At 66.3% G+C, this 24,782-nt stretch carries 23 protein-coding genes; 6 read left to right on the top strand and 17 right to left on the bottom strand.

Annotated features, from left to right (window positions below):
• Positions 1-98 precede the first annotated feature (98 nt).
• From uidB to ACP3TD_RS04430, 12 genes are all read right to left on the bottom strand, one after another.
• Positions 99-1,508 (bottom strand): glucuronide transporter, encoded by a 1,410-nt coding sequence (gene uidB / locus ACP3TD_RS04485; protein ID WP_426765745.1) that lies wholly within the window; start codon positions 1,506-1,508, stop codon positions 99-101.
• A 267-nt stretch (positions 1,509-1,775) separates the two neighbouring features.
• Positions 1,776-3,236: a mannitol dehydrogenase family protein gene (locus ACP3TD_RS04480; RefSeq protein ID WP_426765744.1), complete on the bottom strand. Its 1,461-nt coding sequence runs from the start codon at positions 3,234-3,236 to the stop codon at positions 1,776-1,778.
• The gene (gene uxaC / locus ACP3TD_RS04475; RefSeq protein ID WP_426765743.1) at positions 3,233-4,657 is read right to left on the bottom strand and encodes a glucuronate isomerase; all 1,425 of its coding nucleotides are present in this window, start codon (positions 4,655-4,657) and stop codon (positions 3,233-3,235) included. Before uxaC ends, ACP3TD_RS04480 begins: the two co-directional genes overlap by 4 nt.
• A 73-nt stretch (positions 4,658-4,730) precedes the next feature.
• Positions 4,731-5,801 carry a LacI family DNA-binding transcriptional regulator gene (locus tag ACP3TD_RS04470; protein ID WP_426765742.1) on the bottom strand — a complete coding sequence of 357 codons (1,071 nt, stop codon included), beginning with the start codon at positions 5,799-5,801 and terminating at the stop codon, positions 4,731-4,733.
• Positions 5,802-5,884: 83 nt separating this feature from the next.
• Entirely contained in the window at positions 5,885-7,051 is a 1,167-nt protein-coding gene (locus ACP3TD_RS04465) for a Gfo/Idh/MocA family protein (RefSeq protein WP_426765741.1), read from the bottom strand.
• A 32-nt stretch (positions 7,052-7,083) separates the two neighbouring features.
• A complete protein-coding gene (locus ACP3TD_RS04460; RefSeq protein ID WP_426765740.1) occupies positions 7,084-7,944 on the bottom strand; it encodes a sugar phosphate isomerase/epimerase family protein in 861 nt (286 codons plus the stop codon).
• Between the two features lie 48 nt (positions 7,945-7,992).
• Positions 7,993-8,874, bottom strand: coding sequence for an ATP-binding cassette domain-containing protein (locus tag ACP3TD_RS04455; RefSeq protein WP_426765739.1), 882 nt, complete (start codon positions 8,872-8,874; stop codon positions 7,993-7,995).
• A complete protein-coding gene (locus ACP3TD_RS04450; protein WP_426765738.1) occupies positions 8,871-10,709 on the bottom strand; it encodes a dipeptide/oligopeptide/nickel ABC transporter permease/ATP-binding protein in 1,839 nt (612 codons plus the stop codon). Before ACP3TD_RS04450 ends, ACP3TD_RS04455 begins: the two co-directional genes overlap by 4 nt.
• Positions 10,706-11,647: an ABC transporter permease gene (locus tag ACP3TD_RS04445; protein WP_091718164.1), complete on the bottom strand. Its 942-nt coding sequence runs from the start codon at positions 11,645-11,647 to the stop codon at positions 10,706-10,708. Before ACP3TD_RS04445 ends, ACP3TD_RS04450 begins: the two co-directional genes overlap by 4 nt.
• A gap of 85 nt (positions 11,648-11,732) precedes the next feature.
• Positions 11,733-13,265 carry an ABC transporter substrate-binding protein gene (locus tag ACP3TD_RS04440; protein WP_426765737.1) on the bottom strand — a complete coding sequence of 511 codons (1,533 nt, stop codon included), beginning with the start codon at positions 13,263-13,265 and terminating at the stop codon, positions 11,733-11,735.
• A gap of 145 nt (positions 13,266-13,410) precedes the next feature.
• Positions 13,411-14,421, bottom strand: a complete 1,011-nt coding sequence (locus ACP3TD_RS04435; RefSeq protein ID WP_426765736.1) for a Gfo/Idh/MocA family protein — start codon at positions 14,419-14,421, stop codon at positions 13,411-13,413.
• Positions 14,418-15,308 (bottom strand): sugar phosphate isomerase/epimerase family protein, encoded by an 891-nt coding sequence (locus ACP3TD_RS04430; RefSeq protein WP_426765735.1) that lies wholly within the window; start codon positions 15,306-15,308, stop codon positions 14,418-14,420. The genes ACP3TD_RS04435 and ACP3TD_RS04430 overlap by 4 nt, the downstream gene beginning before the upstream one ends.
• A gap of 157 nt (positions 15,309-15,465) precedes the next feature.
• On the opposite strand from ACP3TD_RS04430, the gene ACP3TD_RS04425 reads away from it, so the two are divergent.
• Complete coding sequence (locus tag ACP3TD_RS04425; protein WP_426765734.1) at positions 15,466-16,485, top strand: LacI family DNA-binding transcriptional regulator; 1,020 nt, start codon at positions 15,466-15,468, stop codon at positions 16,483-16,485.
• A 141-nt stretch (positions 16,486-16,626) separates the two neighbouring features.
• Here the strand turns inward: ACP3TD_RS04425 and ACP3TD_RS04420 are convergent, their stop codons facing one another.
• Together ACP3TD_RS04420 and ACP3TD_RS04415 are read right to left on the bottom strand one after the other, a co-directional pair.
• Entirely contained in the window at positions 16,627-17,508 is an 882-nt protein-coding gene (locus ACP3TD_RS04420) for a phosphotransferase (RefSeq protein ID WP_426765733.1), read from the bottom strand.
• 512 nt (positions 17,509-18,020) lie between these two features.
• Positions 18,021-18,800 carry an SDR family NAD(P)-dependent oxidoreductase gene (locus ACP3TD_RS04415; RefSeq protein WP_426765732.1) on the bottom strand — a complete coding sequence of 260 codons (780 nt, stop codon included), beginning with the start codon at positions 18,798-18,800 and terminating at the stop codon, positions 18,021-18,023.
• An 89-nt stretch (positions 18,801-18,889) separates the two neighbouring features.
• On the opposite strand from ACP3TD_RS04415, the gene ACP3TD_RS04410 reads away from it, so the two are divergent.
• Positions 18,890-19,483 (top strand): TetR family transcriptional regulator, encoded by a 594-nt coding sequence (locus ACP3TD_RS04410; RefSeq protein WP_426765731.1) that lies wholly within the window; start codon positions 18,890-18,892, stop codon positions 19,481-19,483.
• Between the two features lie 113 nt (positions 19,484-19,596).
• Here the strand turns inward: ACP3TD_RS04410 and ACP3TD_RS04405 are convergent, their stop codons facing one another.
• Positions 19,597-19,929 (bottom strand): GYD domain-containing protein, encoded by a 333-nt coding sequence (locus ACP3TD_RS04405; protein ID WP_426765730.1) that lies wholly within the window; start codon positions 19,927-19,929, stop codon positions 19,597-19,599.
• A gap of 79 nt (positions 19,930-20,008) precedes the next feature.
• Positions 20,009-20,356 (bottom strand): hypothetical protein, encoded by a 348-nt coding sequence (locus ACP3TD_RS04400; RefSeq protein ID WP_091718143.1) that lies wholly within the window; start codon positions 20,354-20,356, stop codon positions 20,009-20,011.
• Between the two features lie 180 nt (positions 20,357-20,536).
• Here ACP3TD_RS04400 and ACP3TD_RS04395 point away from each other — a divergent pair, with 180 nt between their 5' ends.
• From ACP3TD_RS04395 to ACP3TD_RS04380, 4 genes are all read left to right on the top strand, one after another.
• The gene (locus ACP3TD_RS04395) at positions 20,537-21,604 is read left to right on the top strand and encodes an NAD(P)H-dependent flavin oxidoreductase (RefSeq protein WP_426765729.1); all 1,068 of its coding nucleotides are present in this window, start codon (positions 20,537-20,539) and stop codon (positions 21,602-21,604) included.
• Between the two features lie 152 nt (positions 21,605-21,756).
• Complete coding sequence (locus ACP3TD_RS04390) at positions 21,757-22,383, top strand: hypothetical protein (protein WP_426765728.1); 627 nt, start codon at positions 21,757-21,759, stop codon at positions 22,381-22,383.
• Positions 22,384-22,464: 81 nt separating this feature from the next.
• Positions 22,465-23,202 (top strand): YcnI family protein, encoded by a 738-nt coding sequence (locus ACP3TD_RS04385; protein ID WP_426765727.1) that lies wholly within the window; start codon positions 22,465-22,467, stop codon positions 23,200-23,202.
• A 100-nt stretch (positions 23,203-23,302) separates the two neighbouring features.
• Positions 23,303-23,944 (top strand): DUF4232 domain-containing protein, encoded by a 642-nt coding sequence (locus ACP3TD_RS04380; RefSeq protein WP_426765726.1) that lies wholly within the window; start codon positions 23,303-23,305, stop codon positions 23,942-23,944.
• A 74-nt stretch (positions 23,945-24,018) separates the two neighbouring features.
• Here ACP3TD_RS04380 and ACP3TD_RS04375 read toward each other — a convergent pair whose 3' ends face one another.
• Positions 24,019-24,483 carry a DUF4383 domain-containing protein gene (locus ACP3TD_RS04375; protein ID WP_426765725.1) on the bottom strand — a complete coding sequence of 155 codons (465 nt, stop codon included), beginning with the start codon at positions 24,481-24,483 and terminating at the stop codon, positions 24,019-24,021.
• Positions 24,484-24,782: the final 299 nt, after the last annotated feature.

Raw genomic sequence — 24,782 nt, 5'->3', positions numbered from 1 at the left:
TCGAGCGGGGCTGGGCTGGTCTGCGGGCTGGGTCTGGTGGGCCCGGGGTCTGGTTGGGCCGGGTGTGGCGAACTGGTACCGGTGGCGGTGAGGCGGGGCTAGCTGTTGTGCGCTGCGGGCGCCGCGGCGGCGGCGGCTGCAGCCTGCTGGACGGAGCCGGCTTCCGGTGTGCCTTCAGGCTCCGTGCGGCGGGCCTTGATGTCCCGAAGGATGCCTGCATGCATGTCGTCGGTGAGCTTGTAGCGGGACATCACCAGCACGGCCAGGAGGGTGAGGACGGCAGGGATTGCGCCCGCGGCAACTTGGATTCCGAACGCGGCCTCGGCGGTCTGGGCCGCGCCGGATTTGTAGCCGCCCAAGGCCAGGGCGTAGGCCGCGAGGGCGCCGCCCACCGCCTGCCCGGTCTTGCGGGTGAAGGAGAACAGCGCGTAGGTGATGCCCTCGGTGCGGACACCGGTCTTCCATTCGCCGTACTCCACGGTGTCCGCTTCAAGGGCCCACACCACGATGTTGACGGCCATGACGCCCACCAGGCTGACAACGAGGCCGCCGAAGCCGATCCAGGTCTGGCTGGCCGGGGCAAGGAAGATGATGGTGCCGCCAATGATGGTGACAACCGAGGCGTAGATGTAGACATTCTTCTTGCCGATGCTGCGGACCAGCCGCGGCATGATGGCCGCCAGAACGAAGGTGAGGACCAGCTGCACGATGGAGAGGACCGGGTACAGGTCCAGCCGGCCCAGCACGTCGCGCAGGTAGTACAGCTGGACCGAGGTGAGGGCCAGGTAGCCGGTGAGGAACAGGAAGGAGCTCAGGCACAGCATCAGCAGCGGTTTGTTGCTTTTGAGGGTGTCCACGCTCTGCTTGAGGGAAACGTTGGGCACCGAACGGTGGACCCGCTCCTTGGCCGTGAAGACGGTGAAGAAGTACAGCGCGGCACCTATCACCACGAAGGCGAGGGTGATACCGGTGAAAGTTGCCTGCAGGTTGGCGCCGGGCTTGATCAGCGGGGCTACGAAAATGCCCAGGGACGAGCCCACCAGCGCCGCGCCGATCATGCGGGCGGAACCGAGCTTGGCCCGCTCCCCCGGATCCTGCGTCATGGCACCGGCCAACGAGCCGTACGGGATGTTCACCAGGCTGTAGGCCAGGCCCAGGGCGGCGTAGGTGACGTAGGCGTAGAGGAGGGTGCCGGTTTCACCGATCTGCGGCACGGAGAACGTGGCAACGCTGAGCAGGAGCAGCGGGATGGAACCGAACATGATGAACGGACGGAACTTGCCGAACCGCTTGCTGAAGGTCCTGTCCACGATCCGTCCGGCGAAGACGTCCGCGAAGGCATCGAAGATCCTGACGGCCAGCAGCAGCGTTCCTGCGGCTGCGGCCGAAATGCCGGCAACATCCGTGTAGTAGACCAGCAGGAACATGGTGGCAGTGGTGAATGCCAGGTTGTTGGCGGCGTCGCCGGCGCCATAGCCGACGATGCTGAGCCGGTTCAGCTTCTTCACGAGGGGCTCCTTTACCCACTGCCGCGAGGCAGCACATTGAATAAGTCTGGTTGTAAGCCTAGTCACTTGGCAAGCAAATGGCAAGCGGTTGCCATTCGGTTTTTGCCTTCAGAATTTTGCTGCGCGCGGCGGGTTTCCTGATCCACTTCGCATGACGGAAATGATGCGGGCCAGCGCACGCAAAACTGCCCGGACGCGCGTGCGGCCGGGCAGTTCCCTAAGGCAGTTGGGCGCGGCCGTCGGACCGACGGGCAGGCCGAGGGAGACCTATGCCCCTTGGCGGGCGAAGCTTCCTGTGAGTCCGGCCACGAGTTCCACTACGGCGCCATCCTGTGAGAGCGGGACGCTCAGCAGGGCCAGCAGGGCACGCACCCGGTCTGCTCCGGCCAGCGCGCAGGCGGCCGCAATGTCATCGGACAGCGGGTCCTGGACAGTCCTGCCGCCCTCTGTTGCGTCGATGCAGAAAGCAACCCACGCCGCGATCATGGCGGCCGCGCCCGCACCGGACCTCCCGCCGTCGCGCTCTGCCGTCAGGACGGGAACGGCACGCATCCGCAGCTTGGTGCTGCCGTCCATGGCGATCTGGGTGAGGTGGTGCGCAATCCGCGCATTGCGGAACCGCGCGAGGAGCTGCTCCCGGTAGGCCGGAATTTGGAGGTCCGCACCGTGGGCTGCCTCGCCTGTGAGGTTGGCCTCCGCTTCGTTCCAGAAACGTTCGACGGCGGCCAGGCACACCGGGTCTGCCAGGGCTTCGGCAACCGTTGCGTGCCCGCGGAGCTGGCCGGCGTAGGCCAGGAGCGAATGGGCGCCATTGAGCAGCCAGAGCTTGCGGTTCTCGTATGGCTCAATCTCCTCCACGAAGACAGCCCCGGCGTCCTCCCAGCGCGGGCGTCCGGCCGGAAAGTCACCGCTGAGCACCCAGTTGCGGAACGGCTCGGCCACCACAGGCGAGTTATCGCAGTAGCCGCACGCTGCCTTGACGGACTCAACGTCGGCATCCGTGGTCCGCGGCGTGATGCGGTCTACGGAGGTGCTGACGAAGCTGATGTTCTCCGCTATCCAGGCAGCGAGTACCGGATCCCATGCCTCCGCCATGCCCACCACCGCAGTCCTCGCCACGGTGCCGTTGCTGGAGAGGTTGTCGCAGCAGACGACGGCGAGCGGCCCGGCGCCGGCAGCCTTGCGGGCGGCGAGGGCCTGGACCAGTCGGCCCACCGGGGTGGCCGGCCTGCCGTCCGGGCCTGCCGCGAGTTCCTGGAGGTCCGCGGCGACGCCCGGGGCGTTCCGGTCGAGCTGGCCGTCGGCCCCGAGCCCGTAAGCGGCCTCGGTGATGGTCAGCGTGACCACGGCGGTGCCGGCGGCGGCGATCAGCGCGGTGAGTCGGCCGGCGTCGGCTCCGTCCACCGCTTCGACGATGCTGCCAACAACTTCGAAGGTGTCGCCGGCATCCCCGCGCTCAACTACCGTGTACAGGCCATCCTGCCCTGACAGCGCCTCGGCCGCGGCCGGGCGGCGTCCGGTGAACGCTGCAATCCCCCACTCGGCAGCGTCCCCGGCGTGCTGCGTGTACCAGGCCTGGTGCGAGCGGTGGAAGGCGCCAAGCCCCAGATGGACAATCCGGACAGGTGCCTTGGGCACGGGCCGCAGGATCCGGCTGAGCTGAGGGACGGCGGGTGCCGCGTCCTGGACAACTGAAGCTCCGGCGTCGGCGGTATTTGCGATGGTCACAGCTTGAAGACCCTTCGCGGGGAGCCGTCAACGATGTCGACTATGAGCTCGTGGGCGCGCTCTTCCGTGACGCGGTGCTCGGCCACCAGGCGGGCCAGGAAGGAAGCCTCGATCCGGCGCGAGGCGTCATGCCGGGCGGGAATGGAGCAGAAGGCGCGCGTGTCATCGATGAATCCGGACGAGCGGGAGAACCCGGCCGTCTCGGTGACAGCAGAGCGGAAGCGGAGCATGGCGTCCGGGGCATCGAGGAACCACCACGGCGCGCCGAGGAACACCGACGGATAGAACCCGGCCAAGGGCGCCAGTTCCCGGGAGAACACCGTCTCGTCCATGGTGAACAGCACCAGGTGGAAGTCCTTGGCGGTGCCGAAATCCTGCAGCAGCGGCCGGACCGCCTCGGTGTAGTCGATGGCGAAGGGGATGTCGTGGCCGCTGTCCGCGCCGTAAGCATTGAACGTGGGTTCGTGGTGGTTGCGGTACGAGCCAGGGTGGATGGTCATCACCAACCCGTCCTCAACGGACATACGGGCCATCTGGTACATCATGTGCGCTTCAAAGTCCTCGCGGTCCTGCGCCGTGGCCTTGCCGGAGCGGGCAACGTCGAACAGGCGGGACGCTTCGGAATCGCTGAGTTTGAGGGTTCGCGGCGTGCGGACGCCGTGGTCCGCGGAGACGGCGCCGTTGTCCACGAAGTAGCGGCGGCGGTTCTCGAGGGCGGTGATGTAGGCGCCGTAGCCCGTGCCGCCGTCGCCCGCTGCCGCGATGAGGCGTTCCACATTATCCTGCCACTGCGGGTGCGCGATGTTCAGGTACTGGTCCGGCCGGAACGTGGGCAGGACACGGCCGTGGAAGGACGGATCCGCGGCGATGGCCTGATGGCTGGACAGGGTATCCAGCGGGTCATCGGTGGTGGCGAGCACCTCGATGTTGAAGTCCTTGAAGAGCTCGCGGGGCCGGAAGCCCGGCTCCTGGAGGCGGGCGGAGATGGCGTCGTAGCTGGAATCGGGGTCCCCGGCGTCCGGCTCTTCCCGGAGTCCGAACACGCTCTGGAACTGGGTACGCAGCCAGTAGCCGGAGGCAGTGCCCTCGAAGAGCGGCCAGGCCTTGCAGAACTCGCGCCATACAGTGCGGGCATCCGGCACCGCGTTGGGGTCGCCGTGGGCGCCCGTCTGGGGCCGCAACAGGTCCTGGTCAACACCGCTGGCGTGGATCAGGCGCGTGACGTAGTGGTCCGGGCTGACCAGCAGCGCTGCCGGGTCAGGGAAGGCGGTGTTGTGCTCGATGACAGCGGCGTCAACGTGGCCGTGGGGGGAAATGATGGGCAGGTCCTGGACGCGTTCCAGCAGGCCGCGGGCAATGCTCCGCGTTCCGGGGTCAGCGGGCAGGAGCCGGTCGGGGTGGGAAGCAATGGACTGTGACATAGATCAATGATCGTTTTGGCAACAGGCTTCTGTCAACCGGTTGCCAAAAATTGCCATTCAATGGTGGAGGGTGTCAGGCGGGGTGGTCCGCCGCCAGGAGCCGGCCGCTGGAACCGCGCAGCACCAGCTCGGTTTCCACCTGCAGGGCCGGGGACACTTCCTCTGCACCGTGCAACACCTCCAGCAGCAGGGTTGCCGCCTCGGTGCCGCAGGCCGTCATCGGCGACCTGATGGTGGTCAGTGCCGGGGTGGTAAAGTCGGCGCCGAAAATGTCGTCGAAGCCCACAATGCTGATCCGGTCCGGAACCTGCACGCCCGCGGCCTGCAGCTCCTGCATCAGGCCGATGGCGAGGAGATCGTTGTACGTCATCACTGCCGTGGCACCGCTGGCGACGACATCGCGCGCAACCTGCCTGCCGCCGTCGACCGTTGGCTTGTGCGACGGGAGCTGGACGCACTCCAGGTGGGACCACTCGCAGGCAGCCTTGACGCCTTCCCAGCGGCGGGTGGTCATCCAGGACTGCGGCGGCCCGGCAACGTAAGCGACCTTCCGGTGGCCGTTGGCGGCGAGGTTCCGCACAGCCTCGCCAATGCCCTTGTTCACATCCGGCACCACCGAAGGGACACCGTCCACCTGGCGGTTGATGACCACCACGGGCTTCTCCTGGGCGAGTTCGCGGATGCGGGCATCGTCCATACGGGGGCTGGCCAGGATGAGTCCGTCCACCGTGGTCAACATGCGGCGCGCGGCCGTCAGTTCAGTGTCCGCGGATTCGGCGGACTCGGCGAGCATCAGGGTGTAGTCGCGGGCTGTGGCTGTGGACTCGGCACCGCGGATGATGCCGAAGAACGTGGGGTTGGTGATGTCAGCGACGATCAGGGCCAGGGTATTGGTGCGGCCGGTTGGCAGGGCGCGGGCGAAGGGGTTGACCCGGTACTCGAGCTGGGTGGCGGCGTCCTCGATCAGCTTTTGGGTCTTGGCGCTGACGCGGCCAGGTTTGCTGAGCGCACGGGAAACCGTGGAGGGGTTCACGCCGGCCAGCTTGGCAATGTCGTAGATGGTGGCGCTCGATTTGCCGCTGCGGGCCGGTTTCCGGACTTCGGCGGATGAATCGGAAAGGTCCTGCGTCCTGGATTCGCTCACTGCCCCATCCTAACGAGGGAAGGACCGGAAATGGCCAGCGGTTGCCCTGTTGTTGCAGGGTAACCACTGGCCATCAAGGCAGGTCAGCTCCGCTCGGGGAACTGGCCTTCGGCGGCGATTCGCTTGTTCAGCTCGGCCAGGAACACGTCCTCGTCGAAGTCCAACCCCACTTCGGTACCGGTCCAGCTGGAGAGGTGGATGGCGTTGGCCAGCCGGACGCCGTTGATGCCGTCGGAGCCCGGGGCCAGCAGCGGCGTGCCGTCCAGGATGTTGGCGGCGAAGTTTTCCAGGACGCCGGCGTGCTGGCCGCCCCAGACGGATTCGAACTCGATGACCTCGGTGGTGTAATACTCCTCGGGCTTCAGCTGGCCCATGAAGAGCTTGCGGACATCTTCCATGCCCATGCCGTCGCTGAGTTCCCGCTCGGGCTTGTTCAGGCGCGTGACGGTGGCGGTCTTGGAGCCTTCGACCACGATCTTGCCCTGGTCGCCCAGGATCTCGAAGCGGTCGGTGCCGGTGAGGTCGTGCGTGGCGGTGACGAACACGCCGGTGGCGCCGTCGCCGTAGTCCACCACCGCGGTGACCTCGTCCTCGACGGCGATGTCCCGGCGGAAGCCGTAGGCCACCTTGGCGTAGACGGACTTGGGCACGCCGCAGATCCACTGCCACAGGTCCAGCTGGTGCGGGGCCTGGTTGACCAGGACGCCGCCGCCTTCGCCGCCCCAGGTGGCGCGCCAGGCGCTGGAGTTGTAATAGCCCTGCGGACGCCACCAGGTGGTGATGATCCAGTTGGTACGGCGGATGGCGCCGATCTCGCCGTTGTCCACAATTTCCTTGATCTTGCGGTACAGCGGGTTGTTGCGCTGGTTGAACATGATGGCGAAGGAGAGTTCCGGCTTGGACGCCGCGAACTCGTTCAGTTCCTTGACCTGCTTCGTGTAGACGCCGGCGGGCTTTTCCACCAGGGCGTGGATGTTGCGCTGCAGTGCCGCGATGCCCATTTCCGGGTGGAGGTAGTGCGGGACGCAGGTGACGACGGCGTCCACGTCGCCGCTGTCGAGCATGGCGATGTAGTCGTCGTGGAAGGGGACGTCCGGGTAGGTTGACGCGGCGAGTTCCTTCTTGGCTGGATCAGTGTCGCAGATCGCGCCGATTTCAATGTTGGGGACCAGGCCGTCCGCGATGAACTTGGCGTAGGCGCCGCCCTGCTGGCCCAGGCCGATGATGCCGAGGCGTACTTTCTTGCTCATGTGGTTGTACTCCGTTTGTTCGTTCGAAAAAATTAGAAGAGGTCCGCGTGGCCCATGGCGGCCAGGTTGTCGTAGGAGGTCTGGAGGGCGTCCCATACGGTGCGGCCATACAGCTCGTCCTGTTCGACCAGCAGGTACTGGGCACCGGCTTCGACGGCGGCGGGAACGATGGAGGGGAAGTCCAGGTTGCCCTCGCCCACCTCGGCGAACTGGACCACGTTCCTGAATTCGGCCATGAAGCCGGGGAAATCACCCTTCTCCAGCAGCCCGAACGATGATTCCGGCATCTGTCCGATCCGGTAGTCCTTCAGGTGCACCATGGCCGTGCGTCCGGCGTACTTTTCCAGCGTGCGGACCGGGTCAAGGCCGCCGCGCTGCACCCAGTGGACGTCGATTTCCATGCCCATGGCCGGGGAGTTGTCCGCGATGATGTCCAGCATGTACTTGCCGTCAAACTTCGCGAACTCGACGTGGTGGTTGTGGTAGTACAGGCTGATGCCGTGTTCCTGAAGCCGTTCCGCATACCCATTGGCTTGCTTGGCAAAGTCGACCACGGCATCGAGCGATTTCATGGCAGGAAAGGGCAGCATGCCGATCCGCAGCAGCGACGTATCCAGGCGCTTGGCGTCGTCCACAATCTTGTCGAAATTCTCCGCCAGCGACTCCACCGGCACGCCCTTCCGGCCCTCGACATTGACGGACAACGCCGCGATGTCCATGCCGAGTTCGCTGCGGGACCGGTCCAGTTCGGCCACGTTCTCCGGCGTCATGGGGATCTGGGAGATCTCCACCGCGTTGTAGCCGATTGCGCTGACCTTGCGCAGCGTCTCGAACGCTCCGATGTCCGCGAAGCTGTCCTTGAGCATCATGGCTTGTACGCCTATTTTGGCCACGTCATTCCTCCGTTGTTCTTCTGGGTAAGCCTGCAACCGAATCCCCGCTCAGGCGAGGACGGCCGCCTGTTCGTTCTGCTGCCGCTGCTGTTCGAGCAGGCGGTGCCTGTCAGCGCGGCGCTGTTCCTGGCGGTCCGGGTCCGGGACCGGGGACGCGAGCAGCAGCCGCTGGGTGTAGGGGTGCTCTGGGGTCCGGGTGACGACGTCGGCGGGGCCCTGCTCCACGATCCCGCCACGGTACATCACGGCTACGCGGTGGCTGATGTGCCGGACCACGTCCAGGTCATGCGAGACGAAAAGGTAGGAGACGCCGGTATCACGCTGGATCTGCAGGAACAGGTCCAGCACCACCGCCTGGGTGGACAGGTCCAGGGCACTGACCGGTTCGTCACAGACGATCAGCTTGGGTGAGAGGGCGAGTGCGCGGGCGATGGCCACGCGCTGGCGCTGGCCGCCGCTGAACTCGCGGGGAAGGCGGCTGATGGCGTCGGCGGGGAGCCCCACCTGGTCCAGGAGTTCGCGGACCCGCTTCTTGGCCTCCGCCGGTGACTTGCCCTGCACGCTGAGCGGTTCGGCCAGGATGTCGCCGATCTCCAGGGCAGGGTTCAGGGACGTGTAGGGGTCCTGGAATACCACCTGAAGGTCCCGGCTGAGCTTCCGACGCTCCTTGCGGGTGGCCTGGCTGATGTCGTCGCCCTCGAAGATGACCTTCCCGCCGGTGACGGGCGCCAGGCCAAGGACCGCGCGGCCCAGCGTGGTCTTGCCCGAGCCGGACTCCCCCACCAGGCCAAGGGTTTCACCCTGGCCGATGCTGATGTTGATGTCTGACAAGGCACGGAACGACTTGGCGCGGAATCCTTTCCCGGGATACTCCACAGCGAGGTCTTCCACCCGCAGCAAATCCTTGAACGCGGCATCGGTGCTGGTCATTTGACGGCCTCCTTGGCGGACGCGGAGACGAGCATGGTCATGGGTTCCTTGCCTTCGAGCATGGAGGACAGCAGCATCTGCGTGTACGGGTCCTTCGGTTCGCGCAGGATGGTCCGGACGGGACCTTCCTCCACGAGGCGGCCGTTTTGCATGACCACCACGCGGTCGCAGAGGTCCGAGACGACGCCGAAGTTGTGCGTCACCAGGATGACGCCCACGTTGAGGCGGCGCTGCAGGTCACGGATGAGGTCCAGGACGTCCGCCTGGACGGTGACGTCGAGGGCGGTGGTGGGTTCGTCGGCGATGATCAGGTCCGGTTCGCAGCTGATGGCCCCGGCGATCAGCACGCGCTGGGCCATGCCGCCGGAGACTTCGTGCGGGTAGGCCTGGAAGGTCCGGTCCGGGTTGGCGATGCCGACATCGGAGAGCAGCTTCATGGCGCGTTTGGTGGCCTCGGCCTTGGAAATGCCGAGCACGCGCACCATGGGCGTCACCAGCTGGTAGCCGATGGTGAAAGCGGGATCCAGGTTGGACATGGGTTCCTGGGGAATGTAGGAAATCCGTTTGCCGCGCAGTTTGGTGAGCCGCTCCTGGCTGACCTTCTCCTCGCCCGGGGCGACAGTGTAGTTGCCGTCGAACTGGATGGAGCCGGCCACGATCCGGGCGGTGCCCGGGAGAAGCCCCAGGATGGAAAAGGCGGTCTGGGACTTGCCGGAGCCGGATTCGCCTACGATGCCGAGGATTTCGCCGCGGTCCACGTGGAAGGAGACGTCATCCACCACCTTCTTGATGGAACCGTCCGCCTGCGGGTAGCCCACACCGAGGTTGGTGACCTTGACCAGGTGGTGTTCGGTGCCGCTTTCGACGGCGGCCACGGCGCTGCGTGCCTGGCGCACCTTGGCGGGTGCCGGCGTCGTGCGTTCTGCGGCAGGAACCGAAGCGGCGGCCTTGCGCTTCCGCTGCTTGATTTTCTCGCCGTCCTCCAGTGCGTCGCGGACTGCGTTGCCCAGGAGGACCAGGGCGCCGACGGCGAGGCCGATGGCAAGGGCCGGCCAGAGCAGGAGCGTGGGGGTCAGGTAGACGTTCTTGAAACCCTCGCTGAGCATGACGCCCCAGGTTGCAACGGTGGGGTCGCCGAGACCCAGGAATTCGAGGCCGGACTGGACGCTGATGGCCACGCCGCAGACCATGGCGGTCTGGATGATGATGGGGGCGCGGACCACGGAGAAGATGTGGCGGCTGATGATGCTGCGGTCGCTGAGGCCGGCAACACGGGCGGCGTCGACGTACAGCTCGTTGCGCACCGACTGGACGGAGGTCCGGGTGAGCCGGAAATAGCCGGGGCTGAGGAGGATGCCGAAGGCGATCATCGAGATCCAGACGGAGGGACCGAATGCCGCCCGCACGGTCAGCAGGACGATGATGCCGGGCAGGCTCATGAGGATGTTGACGAACCAGCCGGCGATGCCGTCGAATTTACCGCCGTAGTAGCCGGCCACCAGGCCGGCGGGCAAGCCGATGCCGATGGCGACCGCGGCGCAGAGCAGCGCCGAGAGCAGCGTAGTGCGGGCACCGAAGACGAGGCGGCTCCAGACGTCGCGGCCGACGCTGTCAGTGCCCAGCAGGTGGTTGCCGTCCGGGGCGGCAAGGGTGGAGGCGATATCGGCGAAGTTTTCGTCGAACGGCGCCAGGATATCCGCGAGGACAGCCATGGTGACGAGGACCGCAAGGATGGCCAGGGCGATCAGGCCCATGGGGTTGCGGAGGACTTTGTGGATGACGTGGGACCGGACAACGACGCCGGTCTGGCCGGTGAGCTCGACGGGCTGGCTCATGAGACACGCACCTTGGGGTTCAGCCAGCCGTTGATGAGGTCCACCAGCAGATTGACGATGATGACGATGACGACGGTATAGAGGACGACGCCCATGACCAGGGGGATGTCGCCCATGGTGGTGGACAGGACGGCGAGGTTGCCAATGCCGGGAAGGGCGAAGATCTGCTCGATGATCACCACGCCGCCCAGCATGCCGATGAACTGCAGGCTGAGGACTGTGAGCCCGGTGGGCGCGGCGCTGCGGAGGACGTGCTTGAACAGGATTTCGCGTTCCGGGATGCCCCGGCTGCGCAACGTGCGGACGTAGTCCCGCTCGAGCTGCTTGATGACGGCGCTGCGGACCTGCTGGGCGCCGCCGGTGACGCCGTTGATGACCAGCGCGATGGCGGGAAGCGTCAGGGAAGCGGCCCATGCTGAAGCTCCGGCGTCCGGGGCGATGCTGGACGTGGCCGGAAAGAGCTTGAGCTGGATGGCGAACAGCGTGACCAGGATGATGGCCAGGACGAACCCGGGAATGGCGTCGCCGACGATGGCACCAGTCTGGACCACCCTGTCGATCCACCCGCGCTTGACGGCTGCGGCCATGCCCAGCACTGTGGCGAGGACTGCGATGAGCAGGATGGCGGCGATCACCAGCGTAAGGGTGATCGGTAGCCGGGTGGCGATGGCGGTGGCCACGGGTTCGCCGGTGAACCATGAGCGGCCGAAGTCGCCCGTGATGGAGTGTCCGGCCCAGTCCAGGAACCGTACGGGCAGCGGCTGGTCCAGGCCCAGTTCTGTTTCCTTCTGAGCCACCTGCTCCTGGCTTGCGTACTCCCCCAGGATGTTGCGGGCAATGTTGCTGCTGGAGAAATACAGCAGGAAGTAGGTCAGGAAGGAAATCGCACACAGGACGACAAGTCCCGCAGCAATCTTCCGGATGATGAACTGAACCATAATGCGCTCCGTTGGGCGTTGGCCGTTGTGGTGAATAAGTCTTTGGGCGGTGTGGGGCCGGCGGACCGGCCCCACACCGGGTTTGCTACTTCGCCGGAGCGTAGTTGTAGATGGACGGGACAGCCTGCTGCAGCTGCGGTTCCACGGTGATCTTCTTGCTGGTGTAGTACATCTGGTTCAGCCGGAACAGCGGCGCGAACCAGGCGTTCTCGGTGACGTAGGTGTTCACCTTCTTGGCCAGTTCGGAGCTGTTTTCACCGCCCACGTGGACCTCTTCCACCAAAGCGGCGATCTCCGGGTTGGTGGACTTGAACGGGTTGTACAGGGCCGAGGTGGAGATCATCTGGTTGATGGCCACCCACGGCTCGCCCTGGTAGAGCTGGAAGGTGGCGGCGGCGAACTTGCCGGCAGCCATGTCGCCCACGTAGTTGGCCTGCGGGACCGACTCGAGCTGCACCTTGATGCCGATATCGGACAGCTGCTGGGAGTACACGGCGTTCAGTGCCTCAAAGCCTGCCATGGTGGGGATCTTCAGGGTGAAGCCATCGGGGTAGCCTGCTTCCGCCAGGAGCTGCTTGGCCTTGGCAGGATCGTAGGAGTACCTGTTGTCCAGGTCCGCCACGAACGCACCGCTGTCCGGGCCGAAGACCTGGCTGGTGGGGGTGCCCTGGCCCAGGAACTGCTGGTCCAGGATGGTCTTCTTGTCGAACGCGTAGTTGATGGCCTGGCGGACCTTCACGTTGGCCATTTCCGGGTTGATCTTGCCGTCACGGTCGTAAAGCAGGATGCCGTGCCAGTCCACTTCACTCTTGGTGAGCACCAGGCCTGCACCCTCGGCCTGTTTGCCCGTCTTCGGGTCCAGCAGTGCGGCATCGATCTGGCCGGAGACCAAGGCGTTGGTGCGGGCGGTGATGTCCGGGAGGGACTTGATGGTGACCTTTTCGAACTTCTGCAGGTCCTTGTTCCAGTAGTCCGGGTTCTTGGTGTAAACGTACTGCGAGCCCTTGACGCTGCTGGCCGTGTCCAGCTTGTAGGGGCCGCTGCCCACGGGATCGGTCTTGATGCCAGGCGTGCCGATGGCCTTGGGGCTGGCGACAAAGCCGGCGGCCTGGGTGAGGTAGTACTCGAAGGCCGGGTCCGGAGTGCTGAGCGTGATGGCAACCGTGCTGGGGTCAACCACGGCAACCGATGCCATGGAGGCCACCTGGTAGACGTCGCGGCCCTTGGCCTGCTGGAAGTGGTCCAGGTTGGCCTTGACTGCGGCGGCGTCCACAGGCGTTCCGTCCGTGAACTTGGCGTCGGTGCGAAGCTTCAGCGTCAGGACGGTGTTGTCCGCGTTCCAGGACTTCTCCGCGGCCAGCATGGGGCTGATGGTGCCGTCCGCTTCACGGACCAGCAGTGTGTCGTATACGGCCTGGTAGTACGGCATGGTGTGGCCGATGTGCGCGTCTACCGGGTCGAATGACGGCAGGTCTCCGAGTTCGGCGATGGTCAGCGACGTAGTGGCCGCGCCACCGTTCCCGGAGCCGGTGGCGGAACCGCCGCCACCGCAACCGGTCAGCGCGAGTGCTGCGCTGAGGAAAATAGCGGCGCCTGCCGCCTTGGGACCTAACTTCATTGTTGGCTCCTTGGATGAATGGAGTAATGCTCTTGGTGAAAGTATGTGGCGTGCGCCACACCGCTTGTGAAACCCACAGTACGCATCGTTGCCATCATTGGCAACCGGTTGTCAGAAAAGTTGCACTTTTGTTTTCGGCCGTTCGTCAGGAAACGGTTTCAGCCCTCTCCGGGTAGCTCTGGCGGTAGACGTCCTTAATGATGCGCAGCGATTTTTCGGCTTCGGCGGGGCTGATCCAGAACGGTTCTGCATCACCGAGGCGGTCGTAGAAATCGGCAATCAGCAGCTCGTGGGACACACCCCAGTAGTCACGCCCGCCGGAGGCGCTCCTGCGTTCGGGCACCACGTCCACGCGACCATCGGCATACGTCACCGTCAGGTCGCCCCGCAGGTTCAGGACAGCCTTTTCGGTAATGACGTCCAGGGTCACCGGGGCGTTGTAGGGGTTCGCCAGGGTGGCGTAGAAGGCGCTGCGGGCACCGTTGGAATGCTCCGCCACGAATTCCGCAGTGTCTTCCACCTCGATGTCGCCGCCCAGGAAGCGGGTGGATGCGTTGCCGCTGACGGCCGTGATGTCCCCCGCCAGCCATTGCAGCAGGTCCAGGGTGTGGATGGCCTGGTTCATGAGGAGGCCACCGCCGCCGCCTTCCCAGGTTCCGCGCCAAGGCCGGTTGCGGTAGTAGTCCGCCGTGCGCTGCCACATGACTGTGGCGGAGGCACCTACCACAGCCCCAAGGTCACCGGTTGCCAGGAGCTGGTGCATTGCCTGGGACGTGGCGTTGTACCGGTTCTGGAAGCAGACAGCGATTTTTGCGTGGTTCGCTTCGGCTGCTGCCACCAGTCGCCGGCCCTCTGCCAGCGTGTGGGCCAGCGGCTTCTCCACGATGACGTTCACGCCTCTTTCCAGGCAGTCCGCCGCAATGGAGGCATGCTCATTGTGCGGCGTGCAGATGTGCACCACATCAGGCCGGATCTGGTCGATCAGGCTGAGGTGGTCACTGAAGCCCGGGACGCCGAAAGTCTCCACGGCTGCGGCGAGCCGCTGGGGGTCGGGGTCGCATACCCCGGCCAGCACGGCGTCGTCGAGCTTGGCAATGGCCTCGAAGTGGACGGAGGAAACGTCGCCGCACCCGATGACGGCCGCCTTGGCCGTCACGAGAACGAAACCCCGTGCTTATCGGCAAGCGCGGCGAAGGCGCGGGCAGCGATGCCGAACGCCACCGGACCGGAGAAGCCGCCAAGTTCGTGGGCACTGGCGAGGTGCGGCTCAAGGGAGGCGAAACCGCTGAAACCGTCCGCCTTGAGGGCGGCTACCGTTGCGTCCAGTTCGCCGTCGCCGTCGCCGGAGGGGACCACCTCGCCGGTGCTGAACAGCGCGTCCTTGACCTGGAAGTATTCAAGGTAGGGCCGGAGCATGGCGTAGCCCGCGGTGTACGGCTTGACGCCCACCTGCACGAAGTTGGCGTTGTCCCACGCGACGCGGAGCGCCGGGGAGGCAATGGTTTCCATGATGTCCAGGACGCGCTCGGGGGTGTCGCCGTAAATGTCCTTTTCGTTTTCGTGCAGGAGCACGACGCCGGCCGCCTCGGCTTCCGCGGCCAGCGCGGCCATGCGGACCAGGACGTCGTCGCGGATGTCCTCGGCGCGTTGGGCCTCAGCGCGGTAGAAGGAGAAAATCCGGACGTAGCGGGTGTCCAGGCCCTTGGCAACGGAAATGATCTGGCGCAGGCGCTCCACCTCGTGCTCCACAGGCAGGCTGACATCCACCTTGCCGATGGGGCTGGCGACGGCCGAAACCTTCAGTCCCCGCTCGTCCAAAATGCCCTTCAGTTCCCGCACCTGCTCGGCGGTGAGTTCGGAGACGTTAGTCCCCCATGCGCTCCGGACCTCGATGTGGCTGGCGCCCAAGGCCAGCAGCACGGCGGCCTGCACGTGGGGATCGGGGTCGATTTCGTCGCCGAATCCGGACAGGGGCCAGGTTGCAGTTTCGCTCACGGTTTCTCCTTGATGCTGGCATGCGGGGCGCGTCTTTGGCCTGGGCATGCCGTGGTGGGTATCACATCTCCCCTGCAACCTTAGCCGCGTTGCAATCCACTGACAACCGGTTGCCACAATGTGTTATCCGTGACATCCTAGGGCTTTCAGCGCAGTGTCTCCGGTCACAACCGCGCTCACGCCAGTCCGTTCAGAGAGGAACGCCATGGCACTGCCGCCAGTTTCCGTGGGCCGCCCCGCAACCATCCACGACATCGCTGCCGTGTGCGGCGTAGCACCGTCCACGGTATCGCGGGCACTGTCCACGCCGGAGCGGGTCAATATCCGGACCCGCGAGCGAATCCAGGCCGCCGCCGTCGAGCTCAACTACACACCGAACTCGCAGGCCAAGGCCCTGAGCTCGGGAAAGACAGGCGCCGTAGGCGTCCTGGTCCCGGACATCACCAACCCCTTCTACTTCGACCTCATCCGCGGAACGCAGCTCCAGCTCAAAGCCGCCGGGTACACGCAGCTCCTGGTAGACACCGAAGAATCGGACGAGGTGGAGGCCAGCGCCATCCAGCAGCTCCGCAAGAGTGCCGACGGCCTGATTGTGGGTGCTTCCCGCTTGACGGACGAGGCCCTGCTGGCAGCCTCCGCAGCCATGCCGCTGGTGGCCATCAACCGGGATGTGCCCGGCGTTCCCGCGGTCATCATCGACACCCCCGCAGCCACCGGCCAGGCCCTGGACCACCTGATCTCACTGGGCCACACCCGGGTGGCATACATCTCCGGCCCCGTCTCGTCCCAGTCGAACGCCCGCCGGTGGAATGCCCTGTCCGAAGCGGGCAAGGAGCGCGGCATCGACGTGGTCAGGCTGGGCCCGTTCGCCCCGAAGACCCAGTCCGGCGCCGCGGCAGCGGACACGGCAGTCCACAGCGGCGCGACGGCCTGCATCGTGTTCAACGACCTGATCGCCATCGGCATGCTGCAGCGGCTGCGCGAACGGGGCGTCCGGGTACCTGAGGACATGAGCATCGTGGGCTGCGATGACATCTTCGGCGCCGATTTCTGCAACCCGCCCCTGACCACCATGTCCTCCCCCATTGAGCAGGCCGGCCGGGTGGCGGTGACCATGCTGCTGGCACAGCTGGATCCCCTCCGCGGCGGCGGCACGCGCACCCGCTCGGTGATGCCCACACACCTGACGGTGCGCGCCTCCACCGCTTCGGCGCCCGCAAACTGACAACGGCGGCCCTGTTTCGCTGCGCATTTCCGTTGTCGCCGCGGATGTTCGATGGCGCACCCTGTATATTCGGCGCGGAATCGAACGTGCGAGTCGGAATCAGAAGAGCGCGCCGGAATTGGAGCGGGATGATGCTGCCGCTCACCAGTGTTCCAGCGCCTCCCGGAGCATGCGGTGGCCCTGGTGTTCGAAAGCGTCGTCGCCCACGATATGTGCCCACACGGCAGTGCCGATTGCCTCCCGCAGCAGGTCGATACGCCACACGACATGGTATCGGGGATCCGTACCGTAGCCGTCCAGGAAGGCTTGTTCCAGGGCAGGCTGTTGCCGCCATTGCTGCACTGCCAGCCTGCACAGGTCAGTGGCGGCCGGGCGGAAATCAAAACGGCCGAAGTCGATGACCCGGACTTCGCCGGAGTGGATGAGCCAGTTCCTCGGCTGCCAGTCCCCGTGGGTGGGAACCACCGTGACGGGTTCCGGCCGGTATTCCGCCAGGCGCCCCCGGGCTTCCCGCTCGACGGCGGGATCAATCCGGTGCGCACGGTCAAGCCACGCCAGTGACTTCGCTGTGGCCTGGAGTTCATAGCGGCCATCGATGCGGCGCTCCTGGTTATGGAACAGCCTCAGCAGCTCACCGGCCTGGGCGTAGGTGCCTGGTTCCTGCTCCGCGGACGTGCCCTCAACCAGGTGGCCTTCCAGGTACTCCATGACCAGAACGTTGGCGCCGGAATCCGCGTGGAGCAGGCGGCCCGCCCGCCCGCACTCCACCAGCGGGCGGGTATAGGCCCGATGGGCCGCCAGTTCGCGGCCCAGGTGGTGGTTATCCGGTCCCCCGGCCTTGATGATGGACTGCCCATCGGGTCCCTGAACGCGGAGGACCTTCGTGTCCGCGAGCGCCCAGGACAGATCGGCAAGGAGCTCCGGGGAACGCAGCCACGATGCGACGAGGGCGGACTGTTCGGCGCGCAGCAGCCCGCCGTCCCAGCGACCGTCAACTTGCCCTGTCCGCAGCCTTTGCCCCATCCGGGGAGCCTAGCAATCCTTGGCGTTAAGCAGCCGCCGAGGGCACGGGCTCCCGGTTGACCACGGGCATGATTTCGGTTGCAAGGAGCTCGATGGGCCGGGCCAACTCGGCGAAGGGCAGTCCGCCGAGCCCGATCTGTGCCATGTAGCGGCTGGTGACCAGGGCAGTTCGAGCAGCATCCGCGGCTTCTCATCGAAGAGCGCGTCGTAGTCGCGGGCGTGCGACGGCGGCAGCCACCCTCCGCGGAGGGCCAGGGCTACCTGACGAACCGCGTGGTCAAGGAAGCCTGATGCCGGCATGATGTGGCCCACGTGGGCTACAACAGTGGGCCACCGGCCACCGGCCGCGGCGCCACCGGCGTCACCGCGCGGGAGGCCGGTGCCCGCGGTCCAGGCCTGCACCTGAGCCCTTCCCGGAAAGTACCCGAAGAAAAGGGCAAGCGTACGACGGCGGGCCTCCCCGCCGTCGTACGCTTTCTCTTTGGTGCCCGGGAACCAGGGTCCGCGCCGCCTTACAACGCCGACCAGCCGCCGTCGGAGGCGAGGATGGCGCCGTTGACGTTGGTGCCGTCCTCGCTGAGCAGGAACGTGATGGATGCGGCCAGCTGTGCAGCGGTGGCGGGCGCGGGGATGTTGGCCTGCATCAGCGGGCCCAGCCGGCCTGCTGCCAGTTCCGAGCCCCAGTTGGCTTCGATATTGGTGATGGTGGCGCCCGGTGCAACCGCGTTGAAGCGAAGCCCGCGGGGGCCGTACATGACGGCGGAGTTCTTGGTCAGGCCCACCACTGCGTGCTTGGAGGCTGTGTAGGCGGCGCCGGCGGCGGATCCGCGCAGACCCGCCTCGGAGGCGACGTTGACCACCGATCCCGCGCCTGACTCCAGCATCAGCGGAACCACTGCCCGGGTGAGGCGCATCAGCGCGGTGACGTTAATGCGGAACACCCGGTCCCAGAGTTCGTCGTCCACCTCGTGGATGGGGGCGAAGTTGTCCATGATCCCCGCGATGTTAGCCAGTGCGTCCACCCGCCCGCCGGCAGCGGCAATGACGGCGGCCACGGTCTCTTCAGTGGAAATGTCCCCGGCAACCGGGACCAGGTCCAGGCCGGCGTTCTCTGCCACAAGGTCGTCCAGCCGCTGCTTGCTGATGTCTGCGGCAATGACCCGTCCGCCTTCCCTGGCAATCCGCAGTGCGGTGGCCCGGCCGATGCCCGAACCGGCCCCGGTGACGATCACGGTCCTGCCGGAGAAGCGGCCGGGAGTGGCATTTTCCTGCCATGCGGCGTCGTTGCCCATGGTGTTCCTTTCGATTGCGCAGGCTGATGCCGTCAGCTTATGACACAGAGTGTCATTATGGAAGGGTGTCCAGGGTGAATACTGTTGGCATGCCGACGGGAGAGCCAGCAACCAAGTCCACGGGACGCCCTGCCACCATCGATCCCGAGGCCGTGGCACGGGTGGCCATGGAACTCTTCGCCCGGAACGGGTACGAGGAAACCTCCATGGAGGACATTGCCCGGGCTGCCGGCATAGGCCGGAAGAGCCTGTACCGCTACTTCGCCACCAAAGCGGACCTGGTGTGGGGCGGCACCGAACCCGCCATCGAAGCATCAATGCTGGCGCTGGAAGCTGGCCCCTTGCCGTCGGCAGGTGACGATCCGTTGGACGGACTGCGCCGGGCGGTGATTGCCGGCGCCGCCGCCCTGCCCGACCTGGCGGTCACCCGGGCGCGCCTCCGCCTGATCGGTGAGCACCGGGAACTGCTCAACCGAAGCTACGAAGCCCTCGGCTCCCAGCGCGGGCGCACCCTCGCGCACCTCGAGGCGGCCGGGGTTCCTGCCGCTACGGCACGGTATGCGTGCGCGGCCTTTATCGGTGCCACGTTCCAGGCATGGCTCGAGTGGGCCGCCGGTGACGACCCCGATCCGGCCCCGTACCTTCAGGCCGCCACAGGAGTGGTCCTTCTTCCGCAGGCGTAAGGCCGTGAACGGCGAAACAATGATGCCATTGCTGTCCCCGCCGGCACGGAGTCAATAACCACATTCCACCACAGCCGGCGCCCGCGCTCCGGGACCGCGGAACCACGGTGGCGTCAGGTCGGGTTGCCAGGCGGCCGGTAGGAAATCTCCGCGGCCACTTTGAGGGCTTCCAGGGTTTCCTCGACCGTGAGCAGCACTGTGGTTTCGAAGGAGCTCAGCGCACCTCCTCCGCTGATGGCCAGTGCCACCGCGGCCATGGAAACGTTGTCCGGGGCTTCCCACAGGTTGTAGCCGTCATGGGCGCCGAATCCGTACCAAAAACCATGGAGCTTGCCGCCCACGGATTCGATATAGGCCTGGGCGGCTTTCCGCCGGTCTTCCGGATTCCGCGTCAGCCGTGACCACGTCTCCGGGGTGTAACTGAATTTTGAGAGATAAAGGGGCATGGCCCGCTCCAATCGCCCGCTGTTGAACTGTGGCCGGACGGTGGCTCCAGCTGGATAGAGCCACCGTCCGTAAGTACGGCTACAGCTTGTCGGTGCGGTCCTCGCCGCCCCTGTGGCCGCCGCCGCGGAGGTTCTCCTGGACTTTGCCGAAGAGGTCCTTGATGGTGGATTCCGCGTTGCTGATGACATCCACCGGCACATACACGTCATGCGTGGCCGGGAGGTCGTACTCGTCCTTCAGGTGCGTGCCGTTTCCGACGCCCTGCAGTGACAGGTAAACCATGGCTTCCGTCCGCGCGATCCCGGCCAGCTTTCCAAACACCACGGTGAACTCGTTGGGCTGGAAGGTGATGGTCTGGCCGATGTGGCTGCGGCCAAGTTCACCAGCCGGAACAACCTTTTCTGACTGGCTTCCGGTGTAGTCCATGAACTTCTCCTTAGATCGCCTGCACTGATGAAATGCAGTCTATCGCCGGGCAGCGCGGACGTGACCGGCCCTTCCCTGCACGCGAACGCAGCTGGAGCGGGCCGGGACTTGGGAGCGCAGCCCGGCCCTGCAAGACTGGTCGCAACAGCAGCAAACCACCGGATCCGTCAGGAGAATGCCATGCCCCAGCAGAACCACGCCGCTTCGCGCCGCAACAGGCTCACGGACGTACTCGGCATTGACGTGCCGGTGGTGCTTGGCCCCTTCGGCGGCGTGTCTTCCGTGGCGCTCACCGCGGCGGTGTCCGACGGCGGCGGGCTGGGTTCGTACGGCTTGTACGGGTACGACGGCGCCGCGATCCTTCAGACGGCGGCGGAACTTCGTGCCGCCACGGCCAAGCCATTCGCCCTTAATCTGTGGGTGCCCACCGGAACCGAAACGACGGAGCTGCCCCGGACCGAGTTCGACAGCTATGTCCGCGCCCTCCAGCCCTACTTCGAGGAGCTTGGCCTCGAACTGCCGGACATGCCGGCGCGCTTCATGGCCGATTACGCCGAGCAGGTGGAGGCAACCCTGGAGGCTGCCCCCGCCGTCGTCAGTTTCGTCTTTGGCGTCCCCGCGCCGGAAATAGTGGAAGAAGCGCACCGGCGCGGCATCAAAGTGGCCGGCACCGCCACCACCGTGGAGGAGGCCCTGGCCCTTGAGGCGGGTGGCGTGGATGCCGTGGTGGCCAGTGGCATGGAGTCCGGCGGCCACCGTGTGTCCTTCCTGCGCCCCGCCGAGGAATCCCTGGTGGGCACGTTCTCCCTGGTCCCCCAGGTGGCCGATGCCGTCAGCATCCCCGTCATCGCGGCGGGCGGCATCGCTGACCGCCGCGGGTTTGCCGCCGCCCTGGCGCTCGGTGCCGACGGTGTCCAGGTTGGCACGGCCTTCCTGGCCACCAGTGAATCGGCCGCCGCGCCGGCCTACCGGGAGCTGCTGCACAGCCCGGCCGCAGGGAATACGGTCCTGACCCGCGCGCTGAGCGGCCGGCTGGCACGCGGAATCCCCAACCGGGTTACCTCCGAACTGGCGCCGCCGGCCATTGCTCCATTCCCCGTCCAGAACTGGCTGACCGGACGGTTCCGACCGACGGCCGCCGCTGCCGGAAACACGGATCTCATGTCACTGTGGGCGGGGCAGTCTGCTCGGCTCATCCTGCACCAGAGCGCTGCGGATGTCCTGGCTGAGCTGCTGGCCGGGGCCTGACAAGCATCCCCCTCACGGCTGTCCGCGACGGGTTTCCACAGACCGTCAGGCCGGCACCGTAACGTCCCTGGTTCCCCGGTAGAATCGGTCGGGCAGGAACAGCCGCTGTTTCCTGCCGTTGTACGCGCCACCGCACCGGGAGGGGAGAGGCAGTGCCGGCACACCGCACACCGTTCCACCTCGTCCGCGCCTCAGCACTTGCAACTGGCATCCTGACCCTTGCGGCAGGCGCCCACGTGGCCGGCGGCGGGCAGCTGCCCGCTCCGGGCATCCTCCTGGCCATCCTGGCGCTCACGGGTCTCGCCAGCACCGCTGCCACCAGGCTCAAGCTCTCCTTCCCAGCCATGGCCGGGCTGATGGGCGGCGGACAACTGGCGCTGCACCAACTGTTCGCCACGTTCAGTGTGCCCTCACAGCCGTCAGGTACCTTGGCAGCCTATGCGGGCCACCAGCACGGTGTGCCGCCGCTCCCGCCGGAACTGCTGGCCCTGGCCGGGCACGTGGGCCCAACGGACCCTTCGTCAGGTTTCCTTATGCTGGCCGCGCACGCGCTGGCAACCCTTGGATGTGCCCTGCTGCTTTCCAAGGGAGAAGCAGCGCTCTGGGCCCTGGCCGGCTGGCTGCGGCCCCTCGCCGGCCTTCCCGCACCCTTGGCTTTCAACGACGCCGGGCCCGTTCCCGCAGCACTTCCCCCCGCCGCCGCTCCCCTCCGCCCCTGGCGGAACCTGCGGCAGGACAGCCGACGCGGCCCGCCTTCCGCCGTCGTGCTTTCCTACTGACCCGCGCCGCCACTGCACGCCGGCCCGGGCCTTCCCAAAAACATTGCACGCCACTGATGGTGTGCACCAGAAAGGCAACCCATGAACTCCTCTGCACTTCGCCGTACCCTGACCGCAGCCGCAGCCGCAGGCGGCACCGCCGCGCTGATCCTGGCAGGCGCCGGAGCCGCGTCCGCCCATGTGGGCGTGACGCCGGACAAGACCTCAGCCAACTCCTACGCGCTGCTGACGTTCGCCATCCCCCACGGCTGCGAGGAATCCGCCACCACCAAGGTGGCCATCACGCTGCCGGCAGAGCTCAACGACGCCCAGCCCACCGTGAACCCCAACTGGACCGCGGAAAAAGTGACCGAACAGCTCGCCGAGCCGAAGAAGCTCGCCGACGGCAGCTCCATCACCAAGCGGACCAGCCAGATCGTCTACACAGCCAAAACGCCCCTGGCGCACGAACTCCGTGACACGCTGGTCCTGTCCGTCAAGCTTCCCGACGCCGCCGGCACCACGCTGAACTTCCCCACGATGCAGACGTGCGAGGCCGGCCAGACTGACTGGTCGGAAATCGCGAAGGATGGCCAGGACCCGCACTCACTGAAGGCGCCGGCCCCGTCCATCACCATCACCGAGGCCGCTTCGTCGGACGGGCACGGCACCACCGCAGCCGCGGCAACCCACACGGAACAGGCAGCGTCCGTGACGGACAGCGGCGCCGATGCCCGTAGCTGGGCCGGCCTCGGGGCCGGCGTGGCCGGACTGGTTCTCGGCGGCCTCGCACTGCTCCGGAGCGGCGCACGCCGGAAGGCAGCCGACAGCCCCAAGTAGTCCTGGCTTGATGCCCGGATCATCACGATCCGGGCATCAAATTGCCGTGGAACCACGTGGCATCGTTGACGCCGCCCCGGACTGCCGCGAAGGTGGTGGCATGAGGTCTCAGAAAACACTCCAGGGGATAGCCTTGTCGACGGCCGGCGTGGCGGCCGCCCTACTGCTTGCATCGTGCGGTCTCGGCCAGCCGCAGGGCCAAACGACCACCACCCCGGCCGGGCCGGGGACGGGCTCCGCCAGCCCCTCGCAGTCCGCACCCCCGGCTACAACGGCCGCGCCGCCGTCGTCAGCCGCCCCTGCCACCACCACACCGGCAGGGCCCGGACTGTGCAAGGCGGCAGGGCTGTCCGCCGCGACCGACGCGTCCGGCGGCGGCGCCGCGGGGAGCGTCTACATGAAGCTCAACCTCACCAACACCGGCAACGAGCCCTGCATCCTCAAGGGCTTCCCCGGAGTGTCCCTCGCGGCTGACGCGGCAGGCGGCCCCATTGGCGCGGCGGCCACCCGGGACGAATCCGTGCCTGTTACGGACGTCCTGCTGGCGCCCGGCCAAACGGGCTGGGCCCAGCTGCGGTACACGCAAGCGGGCAATTACACTGACTGCTCACCTGTTGACGCGGCCGGCTACCGGATCTACCCACCGGAAGACACAGAGTCCCTTTTCCTGGCCCAGCCCACCACCGCCTGCAGCAACGCAGACATCAAACTGCTGACCATCGGCGCTTTCCAGCCCGCCTGACGCCGGGCCTCCAGGACACCAAAAAGCAGGCGGTCCGGCAGATGCCGGACCGCCTGTTTTGTTCCTGGTGGCGCCTACGCGGTGGTGTGCCCGGTCCGGGCCGTGCCGCGTGAAAGGGCGACGCCCAGGCCGATCATGGCAACTCCGAGGACGAAGTGCAGCCAGTTGTCAGCGGTATTGACCGGAACAAAGTTGGCAGCCGAATCCTGGCCGATCAGGAGACCGTACAGCCACAGCACCAGGTAAATGGCACCGCCGCCGATCAGGTAATTCCTGGACTGCGCGGCGCTGCCCGCCATCGCAATGCCCGCGATACCGAAGAGCAGGTGCACGATGTTGTGCAGGATGGAGACCTGGAAAATGCCCAGGAGCAATGCCTCGGAACCGTGCCCGGCGAAGCCGAGGCTTTCATAGTTGGACGTGATGCCCGGGACGAAGCCCAGAACCCCCACCAGGAGGAAGACGGCGCCAACAGCCAAGGTTGCTTTTTGGATATTGGTCCGGCCTGCGGTGCGACCGGTGGAACTCATGCTGGTCATGATGTGTCCTGCTTTCAGTCGTATTAGTGCACGTCATCGCCGGGATGTTCGTGAACGCCAGACTCAACCCCCGACAAGCTAAGTATACTTATCAAATTAGCTGTGGACAGGCAGCGGCCCATAACGGACGTGTCACAGATTGGCCTGACGGGCCGCTGGGTGAGGCAGGGTGAACTGGCATGGCATCGATCCGGCTGGACCGGAGGGAAGCCGTCCGGCTGCCGAAGGGCCGGCAACCGAGGGCGGGAAAGTACTGAAGCGGGACAAGCAACGCTCTGCAGCACCCCCGCCGTCGGTTC

The organism is Pseudarthrobacter sp. 1G09 (genome assembly GCF_050038305.1).
Taxonomy (GTDB): Bacteria; Actinomycetota; Actinomycetes; order Actinomycetales; family Micrococcaceae; genus Arthrobacter; species Arthrobacter equi.
Note: the sequence above shows the minus strand (reverse complement) of the source record. Positions and strands in the feature narration are given on the sequence as shown.